The 22,833-nt window shown below is 49.4% G+C and carries 12 protein-coding genes; 1 reads left to right on the top strand and 11 read right to left on the bottom strand.

Annotation, left to right across the window (positions count from 1 at the left end; genetic code table 11):
* Nucleotides 1-191 precede the first annotated feature (191 nt).
* Entirely contained in the window at nucleotides 192-4,094 is a 3,903-nt protein-coding gene (gene hrpA, locus ACJHWR_RS15130) for an ATP-dependent RNA helicase HrpA (RefSeq protein ID WP_000139589.1), read from the bottom strand.
* A 200-nt stretch (nucleotides 4,095-4,294) separates the two neighbouring features.
* Between hrpA and azoR the strand changes: the two genes are divergently transcribed.
* Nucleotides 4,295-4,900: an FMN-dependent NADH-azoreductase gene (azoR, locus tag ACJHWR_RS15125; protein WP_000048962.1), complete on the top strand. Its 606-nt coding sequence runs from the start codon at nucleotides 4,295-4,297 to the stop codon at nucleotides 4,898-4,900.
* 53 nt (nucleotides 4,901-4,953) lie between these two features.
* Here the strand turns inward: azoR and ACJHWR_RS15120 are convergent, their stop codons facing one another.
* The 10 genes from ACJHWR_RS15120 to ACJHWR_RS15075 form a co-directional block, all read right to left on the bottom strand.
* Complete coding sequence (locus ACJHWR_RS15120) at nucleotides 4,954-6,246, bottom strand: phosphatase PAP2/dual specificity phosphatase family protein (protein WP_012311655.1); 1,293 nt, start codon at nucleotides 6,244-6,246, stop codon at nucleotides 4,954-4,956.
* 13 nt (nucleotides 6,247-6,259) lie between these two features.
* Nucleotides 6,260-8,017, bottom strand: a complete 1,758-nt coding sequence (locus tag ACJHWR_RS15115; protein ID WP_000431877.1) for a bifunctional alpha/beta hydrolase/class I SAM-dependent methyltransferase — start codon at nucleotides 8,015-8,017, stop codon at nucleotides 6,260-6,262.
* Nucleotides 8,018-8,032: 15 nt separating this feature from the next.
* Nucleotides 8,033-8,929: a phosphatidate cytidylyltransferase gene (locus tag ACJHWR_RS15110; RefSeq protein WP_000890915.1), complete on the bottom strand. Its 897-nt coding sequence runs from the start codon at nucleotides 8,927-8,929 to the stop codon at nucleotides 8,033-8,035.
* The gene (locus ACJHWR_RS15105) at nucleotides 8,929-9,534 is read right to left on the bottom strand and encodes a CDP-alcohol phosphatidyltransferase family protein (protein WP_000177500.1); all 606 of its coding nucleotides are present in this window, start codon (nucleotides 9,532-9,534) and stop codon (nucleotides 8,929-8,931) included. Before ACJHWR_RS15105 ends, ACJHWR_RS15110 begins: the two co-directional genes overlap by 1 nt.
* Before the next feature lie 169 nt (nucleotides 9,535-9,703).
* Complete coding sequence (locus ACJHWR_RS15100) at nucleotides 9,704-12,010, bottom strand: DUF2773 domain-containing bactofilin (protein WP_000476127.1); 2,307 nt, start codon at nucleotides 12,008-12,010, stop codon at nucleotides 9,704-9,706.
* 63 nt (nucleotides 12,011-12,073) lie between these two features.
* The gene (gene pdxI / locus ACJHWR_RS15095; protein ID WP_000097801.1) at nucleotides 12,074-12,934 is read right to left on the bottom strand and encodes a pyridoxine 4-dehydrogenase; all 861 of its coding nucleotides are present in this window, start codon (nucleotides 12,932-12,934) and stop codon (nucleotides 12,074-12,076) included.
* A gap of 207 nt (nucleotides 12,935-13,141) precedes the next feature.
* Complete coding sequence (locus ACJHWR_RS15090; protein WP_001170210.1) at nucleotides 13,142-19,096, bottom strand: autotransporter domain-containing protein; 5,955 nt, start codon at nucleotides 19,094-19,096, stop codon at nucleotides 13,142-13,144.
* Nucleotides 19,097-19,553: 457 nt separating this feature from the next.
* Nucleotides 19,554-19,877, bottom strand: a complete 324-nt coding sequence (locus tag ACJHWR_RS15085; RefSeq protein ID WP_000831647.1) for a YdbL family protein — start codon at nucleotides 19,875-19,877, stop codon at nucleotides 19,554-19,556.
* 7 nt (nucleotides 19,878-19,884) lie between these two features.
* The gene (locus ACJHWR_RS15080) at nucleotides 19,885-20,070 is read right to left on the bottom strand and encodes a YnbE family lipoprotein (protein ID WP_000698145.1); all 186 of its coding nucleotides are present in this window, start codon (nucleotides 20,068-20,070) and stop codon (nucleotides 19,885-19,887) included.
* Nucleotides 20,067-22,706: a YdbH family protein gene (locus ACJHWR_RS15075; RefSeq protein WP_000900948.1), complete on the bottom strand. Its 2,640-nt coding sequence runs from the start codon at nucleotides 22,704-22,706 to the stop codon at nucleotides 20,067-20,069. Before ACJHWR_RS15075 ends, ACJHWR_RS15080 begins: the two co-directional genes overlap by 4 nt.
* Nucleotides 22,707-22,833: the final 127 nt, after the last annotated feature.

Here is a 22,833-nt window from a genome sequence, read left to right as displayed (position 1 = left end):
TTCCTTAACTACCACTCCGCAAGCCTGACATATCTTTTAAGGAAATGCTGTAGATAAACATTATTCATCTTGCAGCAGAGAATTGTATTTTTCTGAACTCCTGAATTTTTTCCCATACCGTTTTTAGAATTAATAAAAAACCCGGCGCTAAATGCTTACCGGGTTTTAGATTTATCAGGCAAATAGCAGTGTTAACCGCTAATCTGCTCCATCGCCTGCAAAATACGCTTATCTGAAATCGGATAAGGCGTACCAAGTTGTTGAGCGAAGTAACTAACGCGCAACTCTTCTATCATCCAACGGATCTCTTTCACGTCTTCATCCTCACGACGTGCGGGCGGCAGTTTGTTGATCCATTGCTGCCACGCCTGCTGGACGTTTTCGACTTTCAGCATCTGAGCACGGTCACGATGCGGATCAACCGCCAGTTTTTCCAGTCGTTTTTCAATCGCCTGCAAATAACGCAGCGTGTCGCCCAACCGTTTGAAGCCGTTACCAGTGACAAAACCGCGATATACCAACCCGCCCATCTGCGCTTTAATGTCAGAAAGCCCCAGCGCCATAGTCATATCCACCCGCCCTTTCAGACGTTTATTGATATTGAACACCGCAGTGAGGATTTGCTCGACCTGCTTCGCAATATCCACCACCGTGTCGTTCAGTTCAGCACGGACTTTTTCATGCAGCGCAGCAAAGCCTTCTTCCGTCCAGACCGGGCCACCATTGGCGTCGATCAGTTGATCCACCCCGCAGGAGATACAGTCGTCGATCAGCTCCAGCACTTTGCCATACGGGTTAAAGTACAGCCCCAGCTTGGCTTTGTTCGGTAACTTTTCATGCAAATATTTGATCGGCGATGGAATATTCAGCAGCAGTAGACGGCGAAGACCGTTCCACATTGCCTGCTTTTGTTCCAGCGGATTATCAAACAATTTGATTGCCACACTGTCGCGTTCATCCACCAGCGCTGGCCACGCCTTCACTTTATAGTTGCCACGCTTCTGTTCGTAGCTTTCCGGCAGCTGACCAAAACTCCAGATATGTAAGCCGCTCTGCTCGATACCGTCATCCGCCACCGCAGACAGCGTTTCCTGCACTTTGCCTTTCAGCGCATCTTTCAGATCCTGTAATGAGCGCCCTTCTTTTAGCTTCTTGTTTTTGTCATCCACCACGCGGAAGGTGATTTTCAGGTGATCAGGCACCTGATCCCAGTGCCAGTCTTCGCGGTCAACGGTAACACCGGTCATCCGCCGTAACTCGCGCTCAAGACTGTCGAGCAACGGTAACTCCAGCGGTTTGACGCGGCCTAAAAACGCTTCGGCATAGTTTGGCGCAGGTACAAAATTACGGCGTACCGGTTTCGGCAACGATTTAATCAGAGCAATCACCAGTTCGCGGCGCAGGCCGGGGATTTGCCATTCAAACCCGCTCTCTTCTACCTGATTAAGCAGCGGCAGCGGGATATGCACAGTCACACCGTCAGCATCCGCGCCGGGCTCAAACTGATAGCTCAAACGCAGCTTGAGATTGCCCTGATGCCAGAAGTTCGGATAATCCAGCTTGCTGATTTTTTCCGCCCCTTCTTTGATCAACATGCTCTTTTCAAAGTTGAGCAAATCAGGCGTTTCGCGGCTGACTTTTTTCCACCAGCTATCGAAGTGACGAGCGGAGATTACATCGTGGCGGATGCGCTGGTCGTAGAACTCAAACAACGTTTCGTCATCAACCAGAATATCGCGGCGACGTGATTTGTGTTCCAGCTCTTCCACTTCGGCCCGCAGTTTCAGGTTTTCACGGAAGAATGCGTGACGCGTCTGCCAGTCACCTTCCACCAGAGCGTGGCGAATAAAGAGTTCACGACATAACGCCGGATCGATCTGGCTGTAGTTGACCTTGCGCGCAGCAACAATCGGCAAACCATAAACAGTGACTTTTTCCGTTGCCATCACCGCGCCCTGCGCCCGTTCCCAGTGCGGTTCGCTGTAGGTGCGTTTAATCAAATGCTGAGCAACGGGTTCTACCCATTCCGGGTCGATACGCGCAGCAATGCGCCCCCACAGGCGGCTGGTTTCTACCAGTTCCGCCACCATTACCCATTTCGGCGGCTTTTTAAATAAGCCGGAACCGGGGAAAATGGAGAAACGCGCGTTACGTGCGCCGGTATATTCTTGTTTATCGGCATCTTTCATGCCGATATGGGAAAGCAAACCGGTCAGTAAGGCGATGTGAATTTCGCGATACTCCGCCGGTTCGCTGTTAACCGGAATGCCAAGTTCTTTCACTACCTGACGCAACTGGGTGTAGATATCCTGCCATTCGCGCACGCGCAGATAGTTGAGATAATCGGTACGACACAGGCGACGGAAGGCGTTGGAAGAAAGCGCCTTTTGCTGCTCGCCAAGATAATTCCACAGATTTACAAACGCGAGGAAGTCGGATTCTTTGTCGTGGAAGCGACGATGTTTTTCGTCCGATGCCTGCTGTTTATCCATCGGACGCTCGCGCGGATCCTGAATGGAGAGCGCGGACGTGATAATCATCGCCTCACGCACGCAGCCATGTTTCTGCGCTTCCAGCACCATACGCGCCAGACGAGGATCGACAGGCAATTGCGAAAGCTGGCGACCGAGCGGCGTCAGTTTATAGGCGCTGGCCTGTTCATCCGTGGTGATCGCGCCCAGTTCTTCGAGCAGACGCACGCCATCCTGGATATTGCGTTTATCCGGTGCTTCAACAAACGGGAACGCAGCGATATCGCCCAGCCCCAGCGCAGTCATCTGCAAAATAACCGAGGCCAGGTTGGTACGCAGAATCTCCGGATCGGTAAATTCCGGGCGCGAAAGGAAATCGTCTTCGGAATAGAGACGAATACAGATCCCTTCGGACACACGACCACAGCGGCCTTTACGCTGATTAGCTGAAGCCTGCGAAATGGGCTCAATCGGCAAACGCTGCACTTTGGTGCGATAGCTGTAGCGGCTGATACGCGCTGTACCGGGGTCGATAACGTATTTAATACCCGGTACGGTCAGCGAGGTTTCCGCGACGTTGGTCGCCAGCACAATGCGCCGTCCACTGTGCGACTGGAACACGCGGTTCTGTTCGCTGTTCGAAAGCCGCGCATAAAGCGGCAAGATTTCGGTATGCCGCAGATTTAGCTTGTTCAGCGCATCGGCGGTATCGCGAATTTCCCGCTCACCGCTCATAAAGATCAGAATGTCGCCAGGGCTTTCCTGGCTCAGTTCGTCTACGGCGTCAAAAATCGCCTGCAACTGATCGCGCTCGGTGTCATCAGCTTCTTCAACGATCGGGCGATAGCGCACTTCCACCGGATAGGTCCGACCGGAGACTTCGATAATCGGCGCATTATTAAAGTGGCGCGAAAAGCGTTCCGGGTCGATAGTCGCGGAAGTGATAATGATTTTTAAGTCAGGACGCCGCGGCAGCAACTCTTTCAAATAGCCGAGCAGAAAATCGATATTCAGGCTGCGTTCGTGCGCTTCGTCAATAATGATAGTGTCGTACTGCATCAGCAGGCGGTCTTGCTGGATCTCCGCCAGCAGGATACCGTCGGTCATCAGCTTGACCATCGTGTTATCACTTACGTGATCGCTGAAACGCACTTTATACCCGATGCAACCGCCCGGCTCCGTTTTCAGCTCTTCCGCAATACGGTTCGCCACCGTTCGTGCCGCCAGACGACGCGGCTGGGTATGGCCGATCAGCCCTTTAATCCCGCGGCCCAGTTCCATACAGATTTTCGGTAGCTGAGTCGTTTTACCGGAACCCGTTTCCCCGGCGACGATCACCACCTGGTGATCACGGATTGCTTCGAGAATGTCCTGCTTTTTCTGACTAACCGGCAAATTGTCTGGATAAGTGATTTCCGGTCGTACTGCTTCACGCAGCAGGACTTTCCCTGCCGCCTGGTCAATCTCTTTCGCCATCTCCTGGAAAATGGCCTGTTGTGCATCAGGATTTTTAACCTTCTTCACGCCGTGCAGACGGCGGGAAAAACGCAGTCTGTCACGCAGCATCAGCGAATCCAACCGTTGCTGCAAGGCCGTAAAGGTCAATTTTTGTTGTTCTGTCATAACGTTAGTGGGCAGTAGGCTGCCTGATTAATTTTCTTTTAAATGATAGATGTAGAGTACCACATCGCGGCTTTCTATGCGTTGTTCAATAAATTCGAACATAGGCTTCGATTTATTGCGCTATCTCTGTGGCAGGATTGTGAATAAAGTGTCAACAAGCAACGGGGCATCGCCCATTCAAACATCTATAAGGAAACACCATGAGCAAGGTATTAGTTCTTAAATCCAGCATCCTGGCAGGGTACTCTCAGTCTAATCAGTTGTCCGATTATTTTGTTGAACAATGGCGCGAAAAGCACTCCGCTGATGAAATCACCGTGCGTGACCTGGCTGCAAATCCGATTCCGGTACTGGATGGCGAACTGGTTGGTGCACTGCGTCCGAGCGATGCGCCGCTGACTCCGCGTCAGCAGGAAGCTCTGGCGCTTTCCGATGAGCTGATTGCCGAGCTGAAATCCCACGACGTTATCGTTATTGCGGCACCGATGTATAACTTCAACATCTCGACTCAGTTGAAAAACTATTTTGACCTGGTTGCACGTGCAGGCGTTACTTTCCGCTATACCGAGAACGGTCCGGAAGGTCTGGTAACGGGTAAAAAAGCCATCGTGATTACCAGCCGCGGTGGGATCCATAAAGATGGCCCAACGGATCTGGTAACGCCGTATCTGTCCACATTCCTGGGCTTTATCGGCATTACCGATGTGAAATTTGTCTTCGCCGAAGGGATCGCGTACGGCCCGGAAATGGCAGCGAAAGCACAGTCTGACGCGAAAGCAGCCATCGACAGTATTGTTGCTGCATAACCGGACACTATTTTGATGTGGACTGTAGATATTCAGTCCACATCTCAATCCGCTTACCTGTTTTCCCATAATTTCAGCATCGCTTTGTGCTCTTCCTTAAGCACAATCCGCGAGCGTCTGGCTCGAATATAACTAATCGCTTCATCAACGGTTTTACAATGTCCGTAACATAACAGCCATGCCGCCACCACCAGCGCACTGCGCGATAATCCCAACGCGCAATGGACCAGAACGCCGCCTTGCTCTTCGCGTAATGTTTCCAGCATCGCCACGGCCTGTCGGAGCTCCCCCTCTTCCGGAACTACCAGATCCAACATCGGTACACAAAAATAGAGTCGATCTTTTGTCGCTCGTCCGCGAGGGAATTCAAAGGTGACGTCCAGAACCGCATTCTGTGCCGGAATATGTCGTGGAAACGCCCCTAAATAAACACCAGCAGTAATTTTGCTCACCGGCTCCAGGCGAAGGCAAAACCAACGCATAGACAGCCACATCCCGATGCGCCATGGCAATGTCAGCCAGTAAACGGCGGGCGGGAGTTTCCCTTGACTATCTTTACCTGTTGTTATCGCGCCAAGCCCACCGTACCCACGGCCAATAATGAGTAGCGATAATACTGGCCAACATAACCAGACTGACCACCATAACTGAAGCATTATCATTAGCTCCATCAACACAATGCACGAGCACGCGCCTACGACATATGGCAGTGCTATTTTGATTCGACGTTGATCAGGTTTCTGATAATTCCAACGACGGTCGACGGGCACCATCCAGTCAATTAACATACCTACCGCCAGCCCTGTGATGACATCAATAAAATGATGCTGCCAGGTCGTTAGCGTCGAAATGGCGATGAGTAAAAACCATCCGCCACAGACTTTACGCCACCTCACAGCCAGATGCTGACGAAAGTGACGCCAAAGTAGCCAGCAGAGAATAATATGCAGCGAAGGAGACTGGTTATAAGGCAGATCAAACAATTCAAGTTGCGAAAATAACCATCCTGTCACCCCACTCACTTCAGGACGGATAAAACTAAACTTCAGCGGATAGAGAAAAAAACCGCAGCAGGCCATTACCGTTGCCAGAATAAGCCGGTGGACCAGACGGCGCTGCTCAAATGTCGAGCTACAAACGAACAGCGAAAATCCATATAAAAGATCCAGACTCCAGTAAGGCAAAATAGTCCAGGGAAGAAAAGGGATCGCCGTTTCCCAACCGAATACCTGACTGGGGATATCATGGTTGTTAAGATCCTGAGTCGCGGTGAACTGATTAAGAAATCCATATGTGAAGAAGAAAAACGGGGCCAGCAACAATAACCAGCCAGCTCCTTGTAGCAATACGTTCCGGCGTTCAGTTATCACGACGCACCGCCATCGAAACCGTAAAAATGCCCCACTCATCAATCCGTTGTGTGCATTTATCAAATCCGGCATCATGCACGAGCGAATCCATCTCCCCTTGAGAACGCACGCGCATTACCCACGGTTTACCATCTTTATGACTGGTTAACACCCCGGCAATCAGCTCCAGTTGTGGGTGCCACGGCTGCCCGGTGTAGATGAGAATGCCACCCGGATCGATGGCATTGGCAAGACCTGCGAGTGAGTTTTTTACCTGCTCATTTTCGGGAAAAAGCTCATACAGGCCAGAGACAATCGCCAGCGTAGGCCGCGGAGTTAACGTGCTGAGTTCTGCCGGATTAAACGCATCGCCCTGTTCATAACGCACCCGCCCAGACATTCCCCGTTGGGCAATCATCTCTTGCCCCTGTGCAACATTTAACTCACTGTAATCATGTAACAAAATATCGCATACGGCAGGTTCATACTCCAGCGCATCCAGTACATAGCGCCCATGCCCTGCGGCAATGTCAACCACGCGGATGGCTAAACCTTTGGCGTGGAGATCGGCAACGGCTTGTTTAATCAGCATTTGTAAATGGGTTTTGCGCTGGCGAATACCGCGCCAGCCAACACTGTTCAGGTAGATTTTGTCGACTAAACGCCCGAATGCGTTACTACCTTGCGGTTGATTTTGATAGACATAATCCAGCGAACTGCCTGAATCAAAGCCGGTGCTCATTCCGAGATGCAGGCCCGCAGAGTGCGTCTCGAACAATTTCATCGCTTTACGCATAAAGCGATACGCCAAATCAACCGGCGATAATGGCACGGGTCCACCTGAAAGGAGCCGCCAGCGATCCGCTGATGGTCCAGTGCGGTCTTCATGCTGATAATCAAATTTTTGCGATTTGTTAGCATATAAACGACTAATAAAGCTTTGCATTTTTTCAAATGCCTGCGCCCTGTTCTCTTCACCCAACGTGTCGTGATAAAAGCCTGGCAGCAGATGCAGCTCTTTCAGAGGGCTACGTAATCTCTGATAAAAATCAATCTGCGGTTGACGATGCACCACATAGTCATCGCCTGATATCAGAAGTTGCGTGGGGAGCGTAATCGCCGCCGCATCGCTAACAATACGTTCAGACGTTTTATAAAGATCGAGCAAGATATTAACGGCAATCGCCCGTGTGATCAGCGGATCATTATTGAAACTCGCCACCCGTTGCCGATCGTGGGTCAAATAGCGTCCTTTCACATAGGAATTAATAAAAAACAGACCACGCAGACGATGCCATAACGCCAGCGCAGGACGTGCCAGCGGCACATACAATTTAACCTTAAAGGCCGGAGAAGCCAGCACCAGCCCGCGAATAGCAGGCGCATAATCATGAACCCATGTAGCAACCATCACTGCGCCGACGCTTTGCGCGATCACAACCACCTCTTCCAGTCCGACCTGGCTGTCGCTGGCAGCAAAACGGACAAATTCATCGACATCCTGCACTGAACGCGCAAGAGACGGACTATAACCACGCGGCCCCGAAGTTTGTCCATGCCCTCGGGCATCCCATGCATAAAAAGCAGTATCTGGCATCGCCAGTTCATCAACGATATGTTGTAGACGACCAGAATGTTCATGACCGCGATGAAATAAGACGATGACCTTTTTCGCCCCTGGCTGTAAAGTGGGCCAGTGCCGATAAAACAACGCTGTATTATCACTGGTGGTAAAAAAATGTTCCCCAGGGATGCGTGAATTTTCCATTTTCTCTATTTTCCTTCAGTAACAGCAGTAGCGAATAAAATAAAAAAATACCGGAGCGGTGAAAATTAATGAGTCAATCCTGTCAAGGAGTCCGCCATGTCCTGGTAATAGTTTTCCACTATCTTTAACACCAATATCTCGTTTGATGGCTGACATCACTACATCGCCGCAAAAACCACTTACCCCAATCAGTAACCCCGCCAATAATGCCTGCCAGGCGTTTAAGGGTGTCAATAACGGTCCAATGATCATCGACGCTATCATGGTGGTGATTACGCCGCCCATCAGACCTTCCAGTGTTTTTCCCGGGCTGACTTTGGGGACCACTTTTCTTCTGCCGCAGGATTTTCCCCATAAATACTGTGCAATATCGTTTGACTCGGTTAACGCCAAAAGAAATAACACCAGTAACGCCCCGCCCTGGATATTTGTGGTTGGCAACATTAATAACCAGGCGGCATGACTCAAGGCGAAAACGGTCATTATCCAGCCACAAAAAATGGCACTCACGGTATGCAGAAAACCAGAGGGGTCACCCACTAAAACTCGCCAGGTGGCTAATATCAGAAACCCAGCCAAAGGTATAAATAACAGAAACAGCTCAAAGCAATTAAAACCGATAAGCAAATAGTTAAGAGGAATACCCCAATATAACCAACGCGGAAAATGTACGGATATAAGCGTACAATATTCTTTCAATGCCAGAAAACTTATCAGCGCAAAAAACGTCAACGTCATCCAGCGTGGACCTGAAATCACCATTGAAAAACAAATGACGATGCCCCACCAGGTACGAATACGTAATGTAACCTCACCCCCTTTTCCCTCCGGTAACCGCCATATCAGAAAACGGTTTATCAGCGTTGCTAAAATTAACAACGCGAAAAGTGTTGCCAGAGATTTTTCCAGCATTATCTTTCAGCACTCATCAGGAGCACACTTCGACAACGATTAATCGCAGTCCAGAGAAGCAAAATTGAAGCAATGCTCCATAAAAGATTATTCCATTGCATCCACTGTGGATAAATGGCAACAGCCAGCCCCCACAACCCAAATATTAACGCACGATCGCTTTTGCCGAATGGACCGGCATAACTGCGAATACCGTTAATCGTCTGCGCGAGTAAACCGCAAAACTCAGTTAATATGGTGCAAAATAACATGAGTATTACGAGTGATGCGTTACTTTCCGGTAAAAATAAAAACGGTAAATAAAGCGCAATATCGGAAATAACATCGCCAGTTTCATTCAAAATCGCCCCAAGACGTGTTTGCTGATTGCACTCACGCGCCATCATGCCATCCAGCGCATTGAGCGCCATACGGATAAAAAGCACGATAGGCAATAGCAAAAAGAGGATGGGTTGTGCCACCAACATCAACAGCAATCCGGTAAGAAGAGAAAGCGCCAGTGCAGCAAGAGTGATGTGATTCGCTGTAACATGGTGCTTATTAAGCCAAAACATCGTCGGCCTTAACAGCGACTGAAAGAGCGGTTTTATCTGGTAGAGCGTCATTATCAATCCTTGATAATTCGGTTTGCGCTATGGTGCATCAATTCCCCTGACGGAGATATCGCAACACGCCGCTTCATTAAAAATTCAGAATATATCAAGGTATTGGGGACTCACCGTCAGGAATGATTATCCCCAATTAATCAAATAGTTAAAAATATAACGCTGTTATTCAATGCAACTCATCAAGTTTTCTCATCGCTTGTTCCCGTATTGCGCGTGTCTTACCGTTAAGCGCCAGCTGGCGGACTAAATCCAGTTCAGGTTTAACAAGCTCTAACGCCAGCAAAGGATCACGTTTCAGCCTCGCCTTTAATACATCAACTGGAAAACGGGGATTATTCATCGCCACAATCCACCACTCGGGATCAATTTCTGCCGCCAGTGCCGCAGACGGTGTATGGCGATTGTTAAGTGCGCCGAACTTGAAAAATGTAAGATTGCTTTTCGCCAGCGTACTCCACCATATACGATCCGGTTGTTTTGCCAGTTTATCCAGTTGTGCTAAAGCATCGGGGTCAAGTGCATAATAAACACGTAACGCTTCGTTAACCTGCGCACGAGAGCTGTTTTCCTGCCTCAGAAAAAACTTCGCCCAAATATCATTGCGTGGCATATTTTGCTGTAATTCCTTGAGGACAACAGCGGGTAAATTATCCCAACTAACTAATGCACTCTCTAAAAAGTCCCAGCCTTCCGAACGTATCAGAGAGGCGGCATTTAATAGCATCTGGTCATCAACTTCACCGTAGCTGATAAGCTCCGACAAAATCATATCAGCGCTGGTTTCATATGCTGCAGAATCTGCTTTCGGATTATTTTTTCGATGCGATAAAGCGCGGTGCCAAATTTTTTGTTTCATCGCCGTACTCAGATACTGATTTTTCGCCAGATTACTCCACCCCTCAGGATCGTTGAAACGTGTCAATAACCGTTGTAAAGCAGCGTCAGAGTGAATTACCTGCATATCCCGACAGCAAAAGTAGGCAGGGGATTTTTTCTCCATCCTTTTAACAAAATTAAACTGTAAGTTATCTGGCAACGCTAAAAATAACGCACCTATTAGATCATCGTCATTCTCGAATTTTTGGTATAAATATACTGCTATTTTGTCACTCTCTTGTGGCGTCATCCGCAACAATTGACCATGGTGTTTCATCTCTGCCAGCTTTGACGCTAAGCTTGTGACAACATCGTTTGATGAATCGTTCGCCAACTGCATTGCCTGATTGTAGGTGAGTTGTCCTCCAGCACCGACCTGACGAATTGTGGGATCATTACTGCGGATATAGCCATCAATAATGGATTCGGGCAATAACCACGCATCTTTATAAAGCTCCTGAATGATCATATCCCAATCTCTTTTCGCCAGAGTCATGACGATATCCAGAGGGAGATTTTCACGTAGCGCAAGATTCAACGGACCGACACCATCAGGTAGATGACTCATTCGCGTCATTATTTCGACAGAGAGCGGTTCACGGTCGAGCAACCCCAGAACAACAGGCTGGTAACCCAATTGCTGATCGGTCAACTCCAGAATCTCATTGTCAGGCATATATCTCGCCATACTTTCAATCGTTTGTCCATCATTGCTATTAATAAGTTGTTTGCGTAGGTTAGCTGAAATTCCTTTAAGCCTTGGGAGAGTTCGCATTATGGCAAGATCAAATGTCGCAATATCTCGTCCTTCAAATGCAGCAACGTTGCCTTCATCCAGCATTTGCAATTCCTGCACTAACTCAGGAGAAGGCTTAGGGCGAAACAGCGCTTCTTTTTTCATCAGATTACAGACATTCCCTGCCATGCGAATATTGCTTCGCTTAAAAATTTCTTTCAGAGCATCTTCATCATTTATTAGATCCCAATAATATGCATCAGGATTTATTATCATCAGCGCTTTTTTGACATTTTCAGTGTCATTTTTGTCACTCGCACGGACCATGAATTCACTATTTGTCGAAGACGCAACAACAGGTGCAATTATGTCATTGATAAATATCCCACGCGCATTAATACTCCCCTTAATCGTAGACGGATTATCGTAATATGAGTCGATAAATACCAGTCCACTTGCATTTATCGAACCGGTAATTAACAGTGGTGAATCCGTAACTATATTCGTTGCCGTCACATCACCGAGAATAACCCATGGATTAGAAAGAGAGAAAGTGGAAATATTACCTTTGACTGTCAAATTGCCAAGAACAATCAATTTTTGATTACTCTCTATATTACCGTCTACCACTAAATCGCCACGATGCACTTTCCAGTCCGATGCAGATAAACCGAAGGGGACAAGATTCACGCTACTGTTGATAGCTTGTTCAACTTGTTGTTTATCTTCAGCGGTAGCCGCAGAAAAAAATGGTTCAATATCAACTGCATTTGCAACACATCGAAGGTCCGCCTGTACTGGAAGACTCAGCATAAACAGGGGAAGTAAACCTATCCAGCTGCAAATCCTGGGCTTAAACATATGCACTCCATGCCATTAAAAAAGAAACAAAAGGGAAATGCATCTTTCCCTTTTGTATATTCGTTATTCTCGCGAAATACCATCCAACGTAGACAACACTTCCTCAGAAAGATGCAATTTTTCAGCAGCCATATTCTCCCGTAAATGCGCAACAGAAGACGTCCCTGGGATCAGCAAAATATTCGGTGAACGTTGTAACAGCCACGCCAGCGCCACCTGCATGGGTGTTGCACCCAGGCTCGCAGCAACATCCGACAGCGTAGAGGATTGCAGCGGTGTAAAGCCCCCGAGCGGGAAGAACGGCACGTAGGCAATGCCATCGTGGGCCAAAGCATCAATCATTGCATCATCAGCACGGTGCGCGATGTTGTATTCGTTTTGCACACAGACAATTTCGGCAATCTTGCGCGCCTCTGCAACCTGCGTCGGTGTGACGTTGCTCAGGCCAATATGTTTTACCAGGCCTTGTTGTTGCATCTCTGCCAGCACGGTCAGGCTGGCCTCAATCGATCCTTCCGCTGGGCCATGACCATCCCCCATCATAACGCGCAGGTTAACCACATCCAGTACGTCCAGGCCGAGATTACGTAGATTATCGTGCACCGCTTTTTGCAACTCTGCCGGAGAAAAGGCGGGCAACCAGGAAGCGTCCTCTCCACGCCGCGCACCAATTTTAGTGACAATTGTCAGGTCGTCAGAGTAAGGATAAAGCGCTTCGCGGATAATCTGATTGGTGACGTGCGGACCATAAAAGTCGCTGGTATCAATGTGATTGACGCCCAATGCCAGCGCCTCGCGCAGCACAGTTATAGCGACGTGGCGATCTCTTGGGGGGCCAAAAACCCCAGGACCTGCCAGTTGCATCGCGCCATAACCAAGACGGTTAACGGATTTTGTACCGAGAGTAAATGTATTGCTGCTCATCGCACCCTGCCCTGTAATAAAACGGATTAAGAAAAATCAGTATAGAAACGAAAAGAGATAAATAATGCGAAGGCGTAAACAAGATTACTGGATGAGTTGCTCTATTGTCCTGGAAGACACCAAAACAAAACGCGTCAAGCGCCGCATCCGGCAATAAAAAACCGCAACCTGTATCAGCGTTGCGGTTTATGCATCACATACTAAAAATTAGAACGTTTTCTTGAAATTGAGCATCACGCCTTTATCGCTGACGCCGTCTTCTTTCCAGTGATAGGCATCCAGATTCAGCGAGCTCTCTTTGCTGCTGTACTTCACGCCGACGCTTGCCAGGCTGTTGATACTGCCGCCCTTCTGTCCATCATCGACATTAAAGTGCTGGCTGCCTGCGCCTGCCAGGCTTGCCGTGCGCTGGCTCTTCGCGTAGCTCAGGTTCGGCCCACCTTCCAGAGTGGCGTTCGCACTCCAGCCGTCTTTGCCTGCGTAGTCCAGTTTCAGCCCGACGATGCTGTCCACCGCCGTTTCGCTGCCACTGTTCATGCTCAGGTTGAAGTCTCCGGCATTGCGTTCCTGATAGCCGCCCTCCAGCGTGTGACGCAGTTTCACACCGGCATACGGGGTGATTTTCAGCCCTTCGCGCGGTTCAAAGGTTTTCGCCCCTTCGCTACGGAACTCCAGGTACTGCTGTTTCACGTTGGTATCCGCCGTTTTGCTCACGTCGCCGTAAGCCACCGAGCGGCTGCTGTCCAGTTGATGAATATCGTAACGCAGCGCGTTATTCCAGTTCATGCCATTGTCGAAGGACATCTGATGTTTCAGTCCAAAGAACTGGCTGTAGCCGCCGGTTACTCCGTTGTCGCCTGCTTTTTGCGCACCGTCACCATCCAGACGCGCGATACCGTATTCCAGGCTCATGGTCTGGCTTTCGCTCAGGTCAACTGTTTTACGCAGCGCCAGCATGTCGTACTCGGTATTGTTACCCAGTTCGGCACGCGGATCACCTTTCGCCACCACGTTGAACGCCAGACCGTTGCCCATCTTCGGCGCTGCATCCGCCAGCATGCTGAAGCGGTTGCTTAACACGCGCGCCTCACGGAATACGGTGGTCGCCTGGCTACCACTGATTTGTTTCAGCGCGCTGTTCAGTTCGGCGGTGGTGCCCACGTTCAGACTGGTGTACAGCTCGTTGTTGGTATAACCCGCATCAAGTGCCTTCGCCACGTCACTCACTGAGCCATCGGTCGCTACATCGGTGTAGGCGTTTTTGCTCATGGTCACGTCAACGTTGCCGCTGGCGTCGGTACTGCCTTTGGCAGTCCAGACGACCGTAGAGGAAACAATGTTATCTACACCGCTGATGTTTTCGCCTTTGAATACATCGTTAACGACAACGGTGGTGTCCGCTGTTCCGGCACTAAACCCGGCGTTAACACTCACGTTGTCGCCAATAACCAGATTATTCGCGCTGAGCGTACCCGAACTCCCGTCGCTGTTGGTACCGATGGTATAGTTGCTCAGCAGTTGCGGTGCGTTTGAATCGGCAGGCGGCGTTGGAACATTACCTTGTGACGGCGTGGTTGATGCCTCTGGTACGGTGATATCCGCAGTACCGTTGTGATCGTTTTTCGTACCCGTCGTTCCAGGAGCATAAATATCGCATCCGGTGTCACACAGCAAATTAATTTCACCGTTATTAATGATGGCTTTCGTTTGCCCACCAAACGCCCAGGAGTTATCGGCATAGACATTAATCACACCCGTTTGCGTGTTATTAATTGTCGTGTCCTTACCATTGCCCTTAATACCAATTAAGCCTTCGCCGTTGGTTCCATCCAGTTGCCCCTGTTCAGTACCCACATTAATGGTGCCACTGTTCACCAACTTGACAGTATAGCTGGTTATGCCGCCACTGATGCCCACCGCATTATCGCCCTGAACATTAATAACGCCAGCGTTAGAAAAATTATAACCTCGTCCTAAATCAACCAACGGAGCCGCAGGATTAATACCATTTATCACTCCCGTTTCCGTATTCCAAATCCATTTCCCGTTACTGTACGAGCCAGTATTTTCAGTTTTGATTGCGCTATAGCCATTTATGGCCGTGATGGTGCCACGGTTAACCTGCGAAACAGAATCACCGGTTCTGGTTACATGAATAATCGCGTTTTCCCCGCCCGTTACCGCATTACCGCTATTTGTCAGGGTCGCGCCAGCTTCATTGAAGAACAGGAAACTTCCGTTGACAAGTGAGTGGCCATCTTCGGTCACCGTCATTTCACCGGTATTCACCACATTCTGTTGATAGCTGTTTCCGGTAATTGAACCACTAAATTCGCCTTCATTAAAGAAGGAAACCGCGCCATTCAACGTCAGCAGATCGGTTGTCAGGTGACCACTGTTTTCCAACCCCTGGTTTACGCTCAGTTCGCCGTTGATTGTCAGGCTGGCATCAGGTTGGTTGAATATCCAGCCGTTTGCTGTAACGTCGCCATTAAGCGTTTCGTCGCCATAGTTTGCCAGGTCATTTACGGCGATAAAACCGTCGGCAGTTGTGGTTTTGCTGATGCTCTCGCCGCTACCAGACAGCTCACTGAGAACATCTTTGTCATCCGGCGCAACGCCCATATGGGAATCACTTTCATCCATTGGATTACCGAAAAGATTAATTTTGCCGTAGTTGAGAATGGTGCCGGTGCTATCTTTATAAAACGCCTGGCCAATATCAGTGTTAATATTAATAACCCCATTCTGGTCATTAATCGCCAGACCACGTTGAATTGCACCCAGCGCGAACAGTTGGTTATCTTGCTGTTTCGTCACGCCCTCATCGGCAGTGAGATTAATTGTCCCCTGGTTTACAACGGTCCCGCCGCTCATTGCCAGCATGCCGAAGCCTTCATTCTTAACGTTGATGGTACCGGTATTCACCGCTTTTGCATCACCGTTGCCGGTATCCGTTGAACCGGCCAACATCCCGCCGCCCATCAGATATACGGAATTGGTCTGCCAGTAAGTTTCATCACTAATATTACCGTTTTCATCTACTGTTGGTACAAAGCCGTCGACATTTATCTCGCCCGCATTGGTCGCCGTTCCTTTTGACGCGGAAACACCATAGGTTCCTGCCCCATGCAAATTAATGGTCGCTCCCGCTTCATTAATTACCGAACCGTAATTACTGGCCAGCAATGCATAGCCCGTGTTGAAATACCATTTCACCGGGTATTCACTAAATCCTCCGCCGTAAGAAGGCTGGGTAATGGATGTCAGATTGATTGTCCCTCCGGAGACATTTTTTGCCTGCGAGTCATCGCCTCTTGCCAGCATTCCAGCAAAGAAACTGTGTGATTCAGCATCTGGCCTGATATTAATCACCCCGGCATTGACAACCTTCGCCCCCGAATTCGCCATCATTAATCCCTGGGCATCGGTTGTGTTAATAATGCCTTTGTTCTGAATAACAGACTGATTTCCCTTAGCAACAATTAACGATGAATCAACAAATAGAGGGGCAGTAGTATTTCTCACTGAACTTTGGATCTCGGTTATCGCATTTTCATCAAATACGACATTCCCGCCATCAGCCACCGAAATCAAAGAGAAGGCTCCCAATACCTGTCGGGTATTCATTACGGAATGACCACTAATATTGACGGTATTATTCCCGGTTACCTGCACGCCTTTGACAACATGTCCGCCACTATCGCCGGAAATATTGATACCACCATCGAGGCTGATGATGTTATTTGACCCCGAAACCACCACGCCGTAAAGACTGTTTTCATCCCCCGGGTAACCCGAATCGACAGTAATATTGACGTCGCCTTGCAGATCGACAGTATTGTTTTCCCCCCCGATGGTAACGCCGGTTAACGACAGGTGTGAGGTGGACGGTTGGTCCCCTATGCTGGACGTCACATTAATGTTTCCCGCCAACAGCATGCTGCTGTCGTTGCTCATTATGCTGATGCCCGTCCCGCCCTGGAAAGTACCGCTGTCGTCACGCTCCTGAATGATATTTATATCACCGCTCAAATTCACTTGTTCACGATCGCCGCTGATCGCAACACCCGTACCATTCAGCGAGACATCAATCTCACCCACGGTGGTAAATTGCGCGTCATCCCCGGTGATAGCGATACCGATTGAGTCTTGATCTTTTACGGTCAGTTTGCCCTGATTATTGATTGTCGCCTTACTACCGCTGACTTCAACGCCGTGCCCCGCACCGTTAACGGTAATATCACCTTTCTGTTGCAACGAAACGCGATCACCAACAATCTTCGTCCCGACAGAGTTTTGATCAACGACCATATCACCGGTGATATCAATGGTATTTTCATCACCTGTAATGGTCACCCCGGTGGACTGTTTCCCGGTGACATCCATCATATTGGTGGACAACGACAGGTCATTGTTCTTACCTGTCACCTCCAGCCCGGAGGCAAAATCCCCGACATGCATCGCCCCGGCCAGGGCAATGTCGCTGGCGTCACCGGTAATTTTCACCCCGGTCGCCCTGTCGTCGGCATTTAAATCTCCAACGTTGATAAAGGTACTGTTATCGCCGTTAATCTGCACACCAATAGCGTGATCGTCCGCTGCACCTCCGCTAACGTTAATATCACCCATATTAACGAATGACGCGCGATCGCCGTTCAGCAGCACGCCCGTGGAATGCGCATCCACCACCGAAATGTTGCCCTTGTTGCTGACTTCGTTATTGTCACCGGTGGCATCAATGCCATGCGCGCCACCGCTGACGTTGAGCCCGCCTTCCATTTTGATTCTGGTTGCGTTTCCTGCGACTTTTACCGATACCGAGTTGTCGCCATCAATATCGCTTTGCCCCGTGTTGTTGATGACCGCGTTGTCGCCCGTCACAATGACACCCGCGCCCCCGTTAGTGATCACCGCATCACCACGGTTATTCAGGATCGCACGATCGCCGTTAACCACGCCCGCGGTGCCGCCATCGACAACCATATGGCCGTTATTGTTAACGGTAATGTCGTTTCCGGTCATCGCCACAACCACAGAATCTTTTCCCGTAGCAGAAATGTCACCGTCGTTATTAAGGACGATCCTGCTGCCGTTAATTTCAATCACCGTTGCGCCATTCAGCGCGGCATTACCGCCCTGGTCAGTGAGCACCGCATCGCTGAGGTTAAATACGTTGCTGCTCGCGGGGTCATCCACCGTTGCGCCGACGGTTTTAGTGATATAGATAATGCCGTCTTTACCGTAACGCCACGTCATACCGCCCTGGGTATTCACGCCAGTAATTTCTACAGTATTGGCAGCCGTGTCGACATCCCAGCCTTGTACAACAGTGGTCCGGCCATCTCCAGCCGTCAGGGTATAAGTTCCATCGGTGTTTTTGCTGTAGGTAAAGGTGGCGTTACGAATTTTCAGCGTGCCTTTATCTTCGTCGAACGTGACATTGTTATTGAAGATTTTAGGCTCTTTGGGCGGGGTGACGTTGCCGCCATCGTCTGGGGTATTGCCACCATCATCCGGTGTGTTGCCGCCATCGTCAGGAGTATTCCCACCATCGTCAGGGGTATTGCCGCCATCGTCAGGGGTATTGCCGCCATCGTCCGGTGTGTTGCCGCCATCGTCAGGAGTATTGCCGCCATCGTCAGGAGTATTCCCACCATCGTCAGGGGTATTGCCGCCATCGTCCGGTGTGTTGCCACCATCATCCGGTGTGTTGCCACCATCATCCGGTGTGTTGCCACCATCATCCGGTGTGTTGCCGCCATCGTCAGGAGTATTCCCACCATCGTCAGGGGTATTGCCGCCATCGTCCGGTGTGTTGCCGCCATTATCGTCATCAGGCGGTACTGGAGGATTGTCAGAGGAATGAGCGTGGTTACCGTCATCGTGGTTTAGTTCAAGGACTGCAAGAGTGGTGATTAGTGAAGTAGCGCCAACGGCAATCAAGGAATAGAGGTTGTTGTCATTGGTTGTAGAACATTCAGACGGGAGCGATTTTAGTTGTTGCGGACTTAGTTTTTCAGAGGAGTGAGCGGTCGGACAGGGTATCCTTGTCTCCTTACGCTGACGAGTTGCACTATCTGTATCATCAATGTCAGCAGCCCAGCCCGATCCGCTTAAAGCCAGCGCGATACAGGCGGATAATAACGTTTTCTTTTGCATGAGAAATCCCTCTCAATCAGAGACAGTTTAAACAGTAAAATGGGTGTAACAGAAACGTCATAAACGAAGAGTGGTCATGATTATATATTATTTAAGAAGCTTTATTTAGCAATTCATGACAATTCAATTCATCATCAAATAACTTTAATATATAACCCAGATGAATGTTTTATTTTATTAATCAGGTCGCTCGTTACATTACATTAAATTATTTCTTCTAACAAATTTTACACGAACAGTAAAATGGATGGCAGGTTGCTTTCACCACCCAATTCCGTAAATTCACACATATTCGAAATATCAATTCTTATTATTTTACTTGAACCGATAATAAACGCAGAAATTCTATTTTGTAGCTCATTGTTGCCTCCTGTGTGAATTGTTCGAATCTACCAGGCTGCGATGAAAGAAGTCGTGTAGTAGAGAACTATACCCGCAACAAGCGGGGCAGACGTTCTTATTTCTGTAACCATTTTCCGTTAATGCCCTGCACATATTCTCCTGATTTAGCGCGAGATACGAGCTTTTGCCCCGCCAGTCTCGCGATATCATCTACCGACACATTATTTTGCTTTGCCAGTTGTTGGTAACTCGCTTTACGTTCGGCATTAATGTCGGTTACTAATTTCTCTGTTTCAGCATCCGTTTTCAGCGCAACCAGATAACCATAAAATGTTTCACCTACCCGCCCCTGAGTTCTGGCTTCATCCAGAGTCAATGCCATTACATTGCTGCTTACCAAGCCAACAAGAAATGCACAAAGAAGTAATGTTCTTTTCATCATCACCTCAAAAAAGATCGCTACGGGTCTCAAGCAGCTCTTCGACATCTTTGTCTGCCTTGATGATGATCTCATGCTCAATTTTAACGTTCATATTGATAGTGATCGGTTCCTTAGGGGCAGCGACTTCAATGCGAGGCGTACAGCCAACCAGCATAAAAGATGACGTCAACGCAGCCAGTAAAATTTTCATTGTTTTTCCTCACACTCTTTTCCTTGCGGACAGTCATTTCCCGGCAGACGTGCGTTCTGCTCCAACCATGCCTGGAGATTATCGCCAAAGCGTAAACTGCGCCACAGCGTAAAAATATTCTCTTCATGATGGTAATTAAGATTTACCGTACCGCTTTTACCATCAACGCGACTGGTACCTGTAATGTTGGCCTGCATGGTTAATAAACCGAGATTATCTAAATTAATTTTTGTCGATGAACGGCTAATTTCCATATAGCGCAACCAGTTAATTGCTGAACCCGCAGTCATATTGTCTTTCACCACCGCATCTGCGGTGTCTTTATCCAGCCGCAAGGTCATTGGCCCGCTATTTGCCAGCCAACCATCTTTCACTATCCATTTTTCGTTGTTTAGCCATAACGGCAATGCACCACTAAATGCCCCGGACATGGCGAATTGTTTCGGATTGACGGCGCTAACCAGTTCGCTGGAGGAAAGATTATTCAGCCGCAACAGCGCCGGGTCATGTTGCGGCATACGTAATTGTTTCATCAGCACGTTACCGCCTAACACATCGACGCTAACATCGGTCAACAACAATGGTTCGTCTTCACTCCACGGATAACGCCCTTGCAAATCAGCCGTAATATTTTTCGCTGTCACCAGATTAATCACTTCGGCAATTCGCAACGTAACGGGGCCGCGAGTCCCCAGATGCCAGGCTCCATCGGCAAAACGGAAAGGCAGGACAAAATCGACACCGTTAACCTGATTATCTGGCATCCAGGCACTACCGCCTTTCAACACGCCGTGCCCTCCCGCGCGGAATCCTTGTTCAGGCGCAGCAGAAAATGCGACCTGGGCATATAGTTCGCCATCGCGTAAGTTCATCTTCCAGTCGGGTGGCACCAGCGGCTGGAATACGGTCAGTGATTGTTTAGGCCACCAGGCGTTACCGCGCAGACGAATACCGTCCCAGCGACCATTTACCCGAACCGGGCCAATCTCACCAGCATGTAAATCGCCTTTAAAGAGGAAATACGTCGGATCGCGTCCATCGACGCTAAATTTTAAGGTCGATGGCGGTAACACACTGCCGCCAGTGAACAGCGTTTGCCCGGCGTCCAGTGACAGCGCGCCGCTAAAGGAGGGATGCTGTGCGTCACGTACCCAGACGACGGGCTTGTCGAGAATTAGTCGCGGCTTTTCTACCGTCATCGTACCGTATTGTAACTGGTCGAAACCGGTGGAGAGATCGGTCAGCGTAATCGTGCTGTCATGCCACTCACCCTTTCCTGCGACATCCCAGGTGGCATTCATCGGTGTAAAACTGCCTTTTCCCCAGTAGCGCCACTGCCAGCGGCCAGCGTCAGGGAGAAAATCATTCGCCAGTCCATCCATATGCAGCACGAAATCGCCCAGTTCATTTTCATGCGCCTGCAAAATGGCCTGCAAACGTCCGTCAATACCACGTTGGGTGACTTTTACACCCGCTAAAGGCCAGCGGATTTCATCGATGTCCAGCGAATCAATGACTCTTCCCTTTGAACGAAGTAACGCGCCTGGCTCAAAGGTCAACGTTGGGTCAGACAGACTTCCACTTAGCTGCGCAGGTAAACGGGCATATAAAATGAGGTCCGCCTGTTTCGCTTCACCGGTCAGTTGCATAGGCAGCTGGCTGTTATCCATGCTTAATTTTCCTGGGCCAAAATTAAGCACCGCGTTGCCCTTACCCGCTTGCCCCTGGGTCAGCACACTCAGTCGTCCGCTGACCAGAGCGTTCTCGAGCCCTGCCTGCCAGTTGTCGACTTTGACACCCAGTCGGCCACTCAAAGGAAAACCTGCATACGGCCAGCTCCAGCGACCATCGCTTACGGTCAATTGTTGACGAGTAATTTGCCACGGCAAATCGAGCAACGGATCGCCGTTATCCCGTGCCAGCACGATCAATTGCCCGCTATTTTCCTGCCAGTCCAGCTCTGCATCCACCAGTGACGGTTCCTGCGGCAAGTTTAACGTCGCAGTAGCATGCCCACTTACCGGAAGTCCATCCGGCACGAGCGGCATAGTAAATTCCCCCACCAGTTTAACCGGCGGCTGATTTTCAAACGCGACGACATCCAGTTCGCTGACTGTAAGTTGTTGCCCTTTCAGCTGGCCTTGAAATTTAACTTTTTCGCCCTGATAACGCAGTTGCTGGATATCGGAGGTTAATGCGAGAGAGAGTTTTCCCTGCCATTCCTGCCAGGGAGAAAAAATCAGTTTATCGATATTGATCCAGGTGTTAGGCAACATGGCCTGCCACTGCGCGAGGGTTTTTGGAGCGGCTGGCGATTGCTCCGTCTGCGGCAATTTCGCCAGACAAGCAGAATCAAGTTCTACCGTGCCGACGTTCAATAACCAGCGGCTGGGATGTGAAAGGCTGGCGTTGGTGATATGCGCAAGCTGACAATCTCCCACCAGATAACGGAGATCGGGAATGATTAAACCTTTACGCGTAATGCGTGGGCTTTCATCTAATGCAATACGTGTCCCGAGCGGTAGCCAGATGCCCGCCAGCGTAGGAACCCACAGCCCGAGCGTCATCAGCAGCGTCAACGGCACAAGAATAATCAGTAATAACAGCGCGAGAACGGCTTTATATTTACCCAGCATGGGTAGTTAATATCCTGATTTAGCGAAAAATTAAGCATTCAATACGGGTATTGTGGCATGTTTAACCGTTCAGTTGAAGGTTGCGCCTACACTAAGCATAGTTGTTGATGAATTTTTCAATATCGCC

Source organism: Escherichia sp. WS568, from assembly GCF_046486085.1.
GTDB classification, from domain to species: domain Bacteria; phylum Pseudomonadota; class Gammaproteobacteria; order Enterobacterales; family Enterobacteriaceae; genus Escherichia; species Escherichia coli.
The sequence above is the reverse complement of the archived record's forward strand: the minus strand, read 5'-3'. Positions and strand labels throughout refer to the sequence as shown.

Coding starts and splice junctions, on each gene's coding strand:
- hrpA (WP_000139589.1), bottom strand. CDS start 4,094: ATGACAGAACAACAAAAATTGACCTTTACGGCCTTGCAGCAACGGTTG.
- azoR (WP_000048962.1), top strand. CDS start 4,295: ATGAGCAAGGTATTAGTTCTTAAATCCAGCATCCTGGCAGGGTACTCT.
- ACJHWR_RS15115 (WP_000431877.1), bottom strand. CDS start 8,017: ATGGAAAATTCACGCATCCCTGGGGAACATTTTTTTACCACCAGTGAT.
- ACJHWR_RS15110 (WP_000890915.1), bottom strand. CDS start 8,929: ATGCTGGAAAAATCTCTGGCAACACTTTTCGCGTTGTTAATTTTAGCA.
- ACJHWR_RS15105 (WP_000177500.1), bottom strand. CDS start 9,534: ATGACGCTCTACCAGATAAAACCGCTCTTTCAGTCGCTGTTAAGGCCG.
- ACJHWR_RS15100 (WP_000476127.1), bottom strand. CDS start 12,010: ATGTTTAAGCCCAGGATTTGCAGCTGGATAGGTTTACTTCCCCTGTTT.
- pdxI (WP_000097801.1), bottom strand. CDS start 12,934: ATGAGCAGCAATACATTTACTCTCGGTACAAAATCCGTTAACCGTCTT.
- ACJHWR_RS15090 (WP_001170210.1), bottom strand. CDS start 19,096: ATGCAAAAGAAAACGTTATTATCCGCCTGTATCGCGCTGGCTTTAAGC.
- ACJHWR_RS15085 (WP_000831647.1), bottom strand. CDS start 19,877: ATGAAAAGAACATTACTTCTTTGTGCATTTCTTGTTGGCTTGGTAAGC.
- ACJHWR_RS15080 (WP_000698145.1), bottom strand. CDS start 20,070: ATGAAAATTTTACTGGCTGCGTTGACGTCATCTTTTATGCTGGTTGGC.
- ACJHWR_RS15075 (WP_000900948.1), bottom strand. CDS start 22,706: ATGCTGGGTAAATATAAAGCCGTTCTCGCGCTGTTATTACTGATTATT.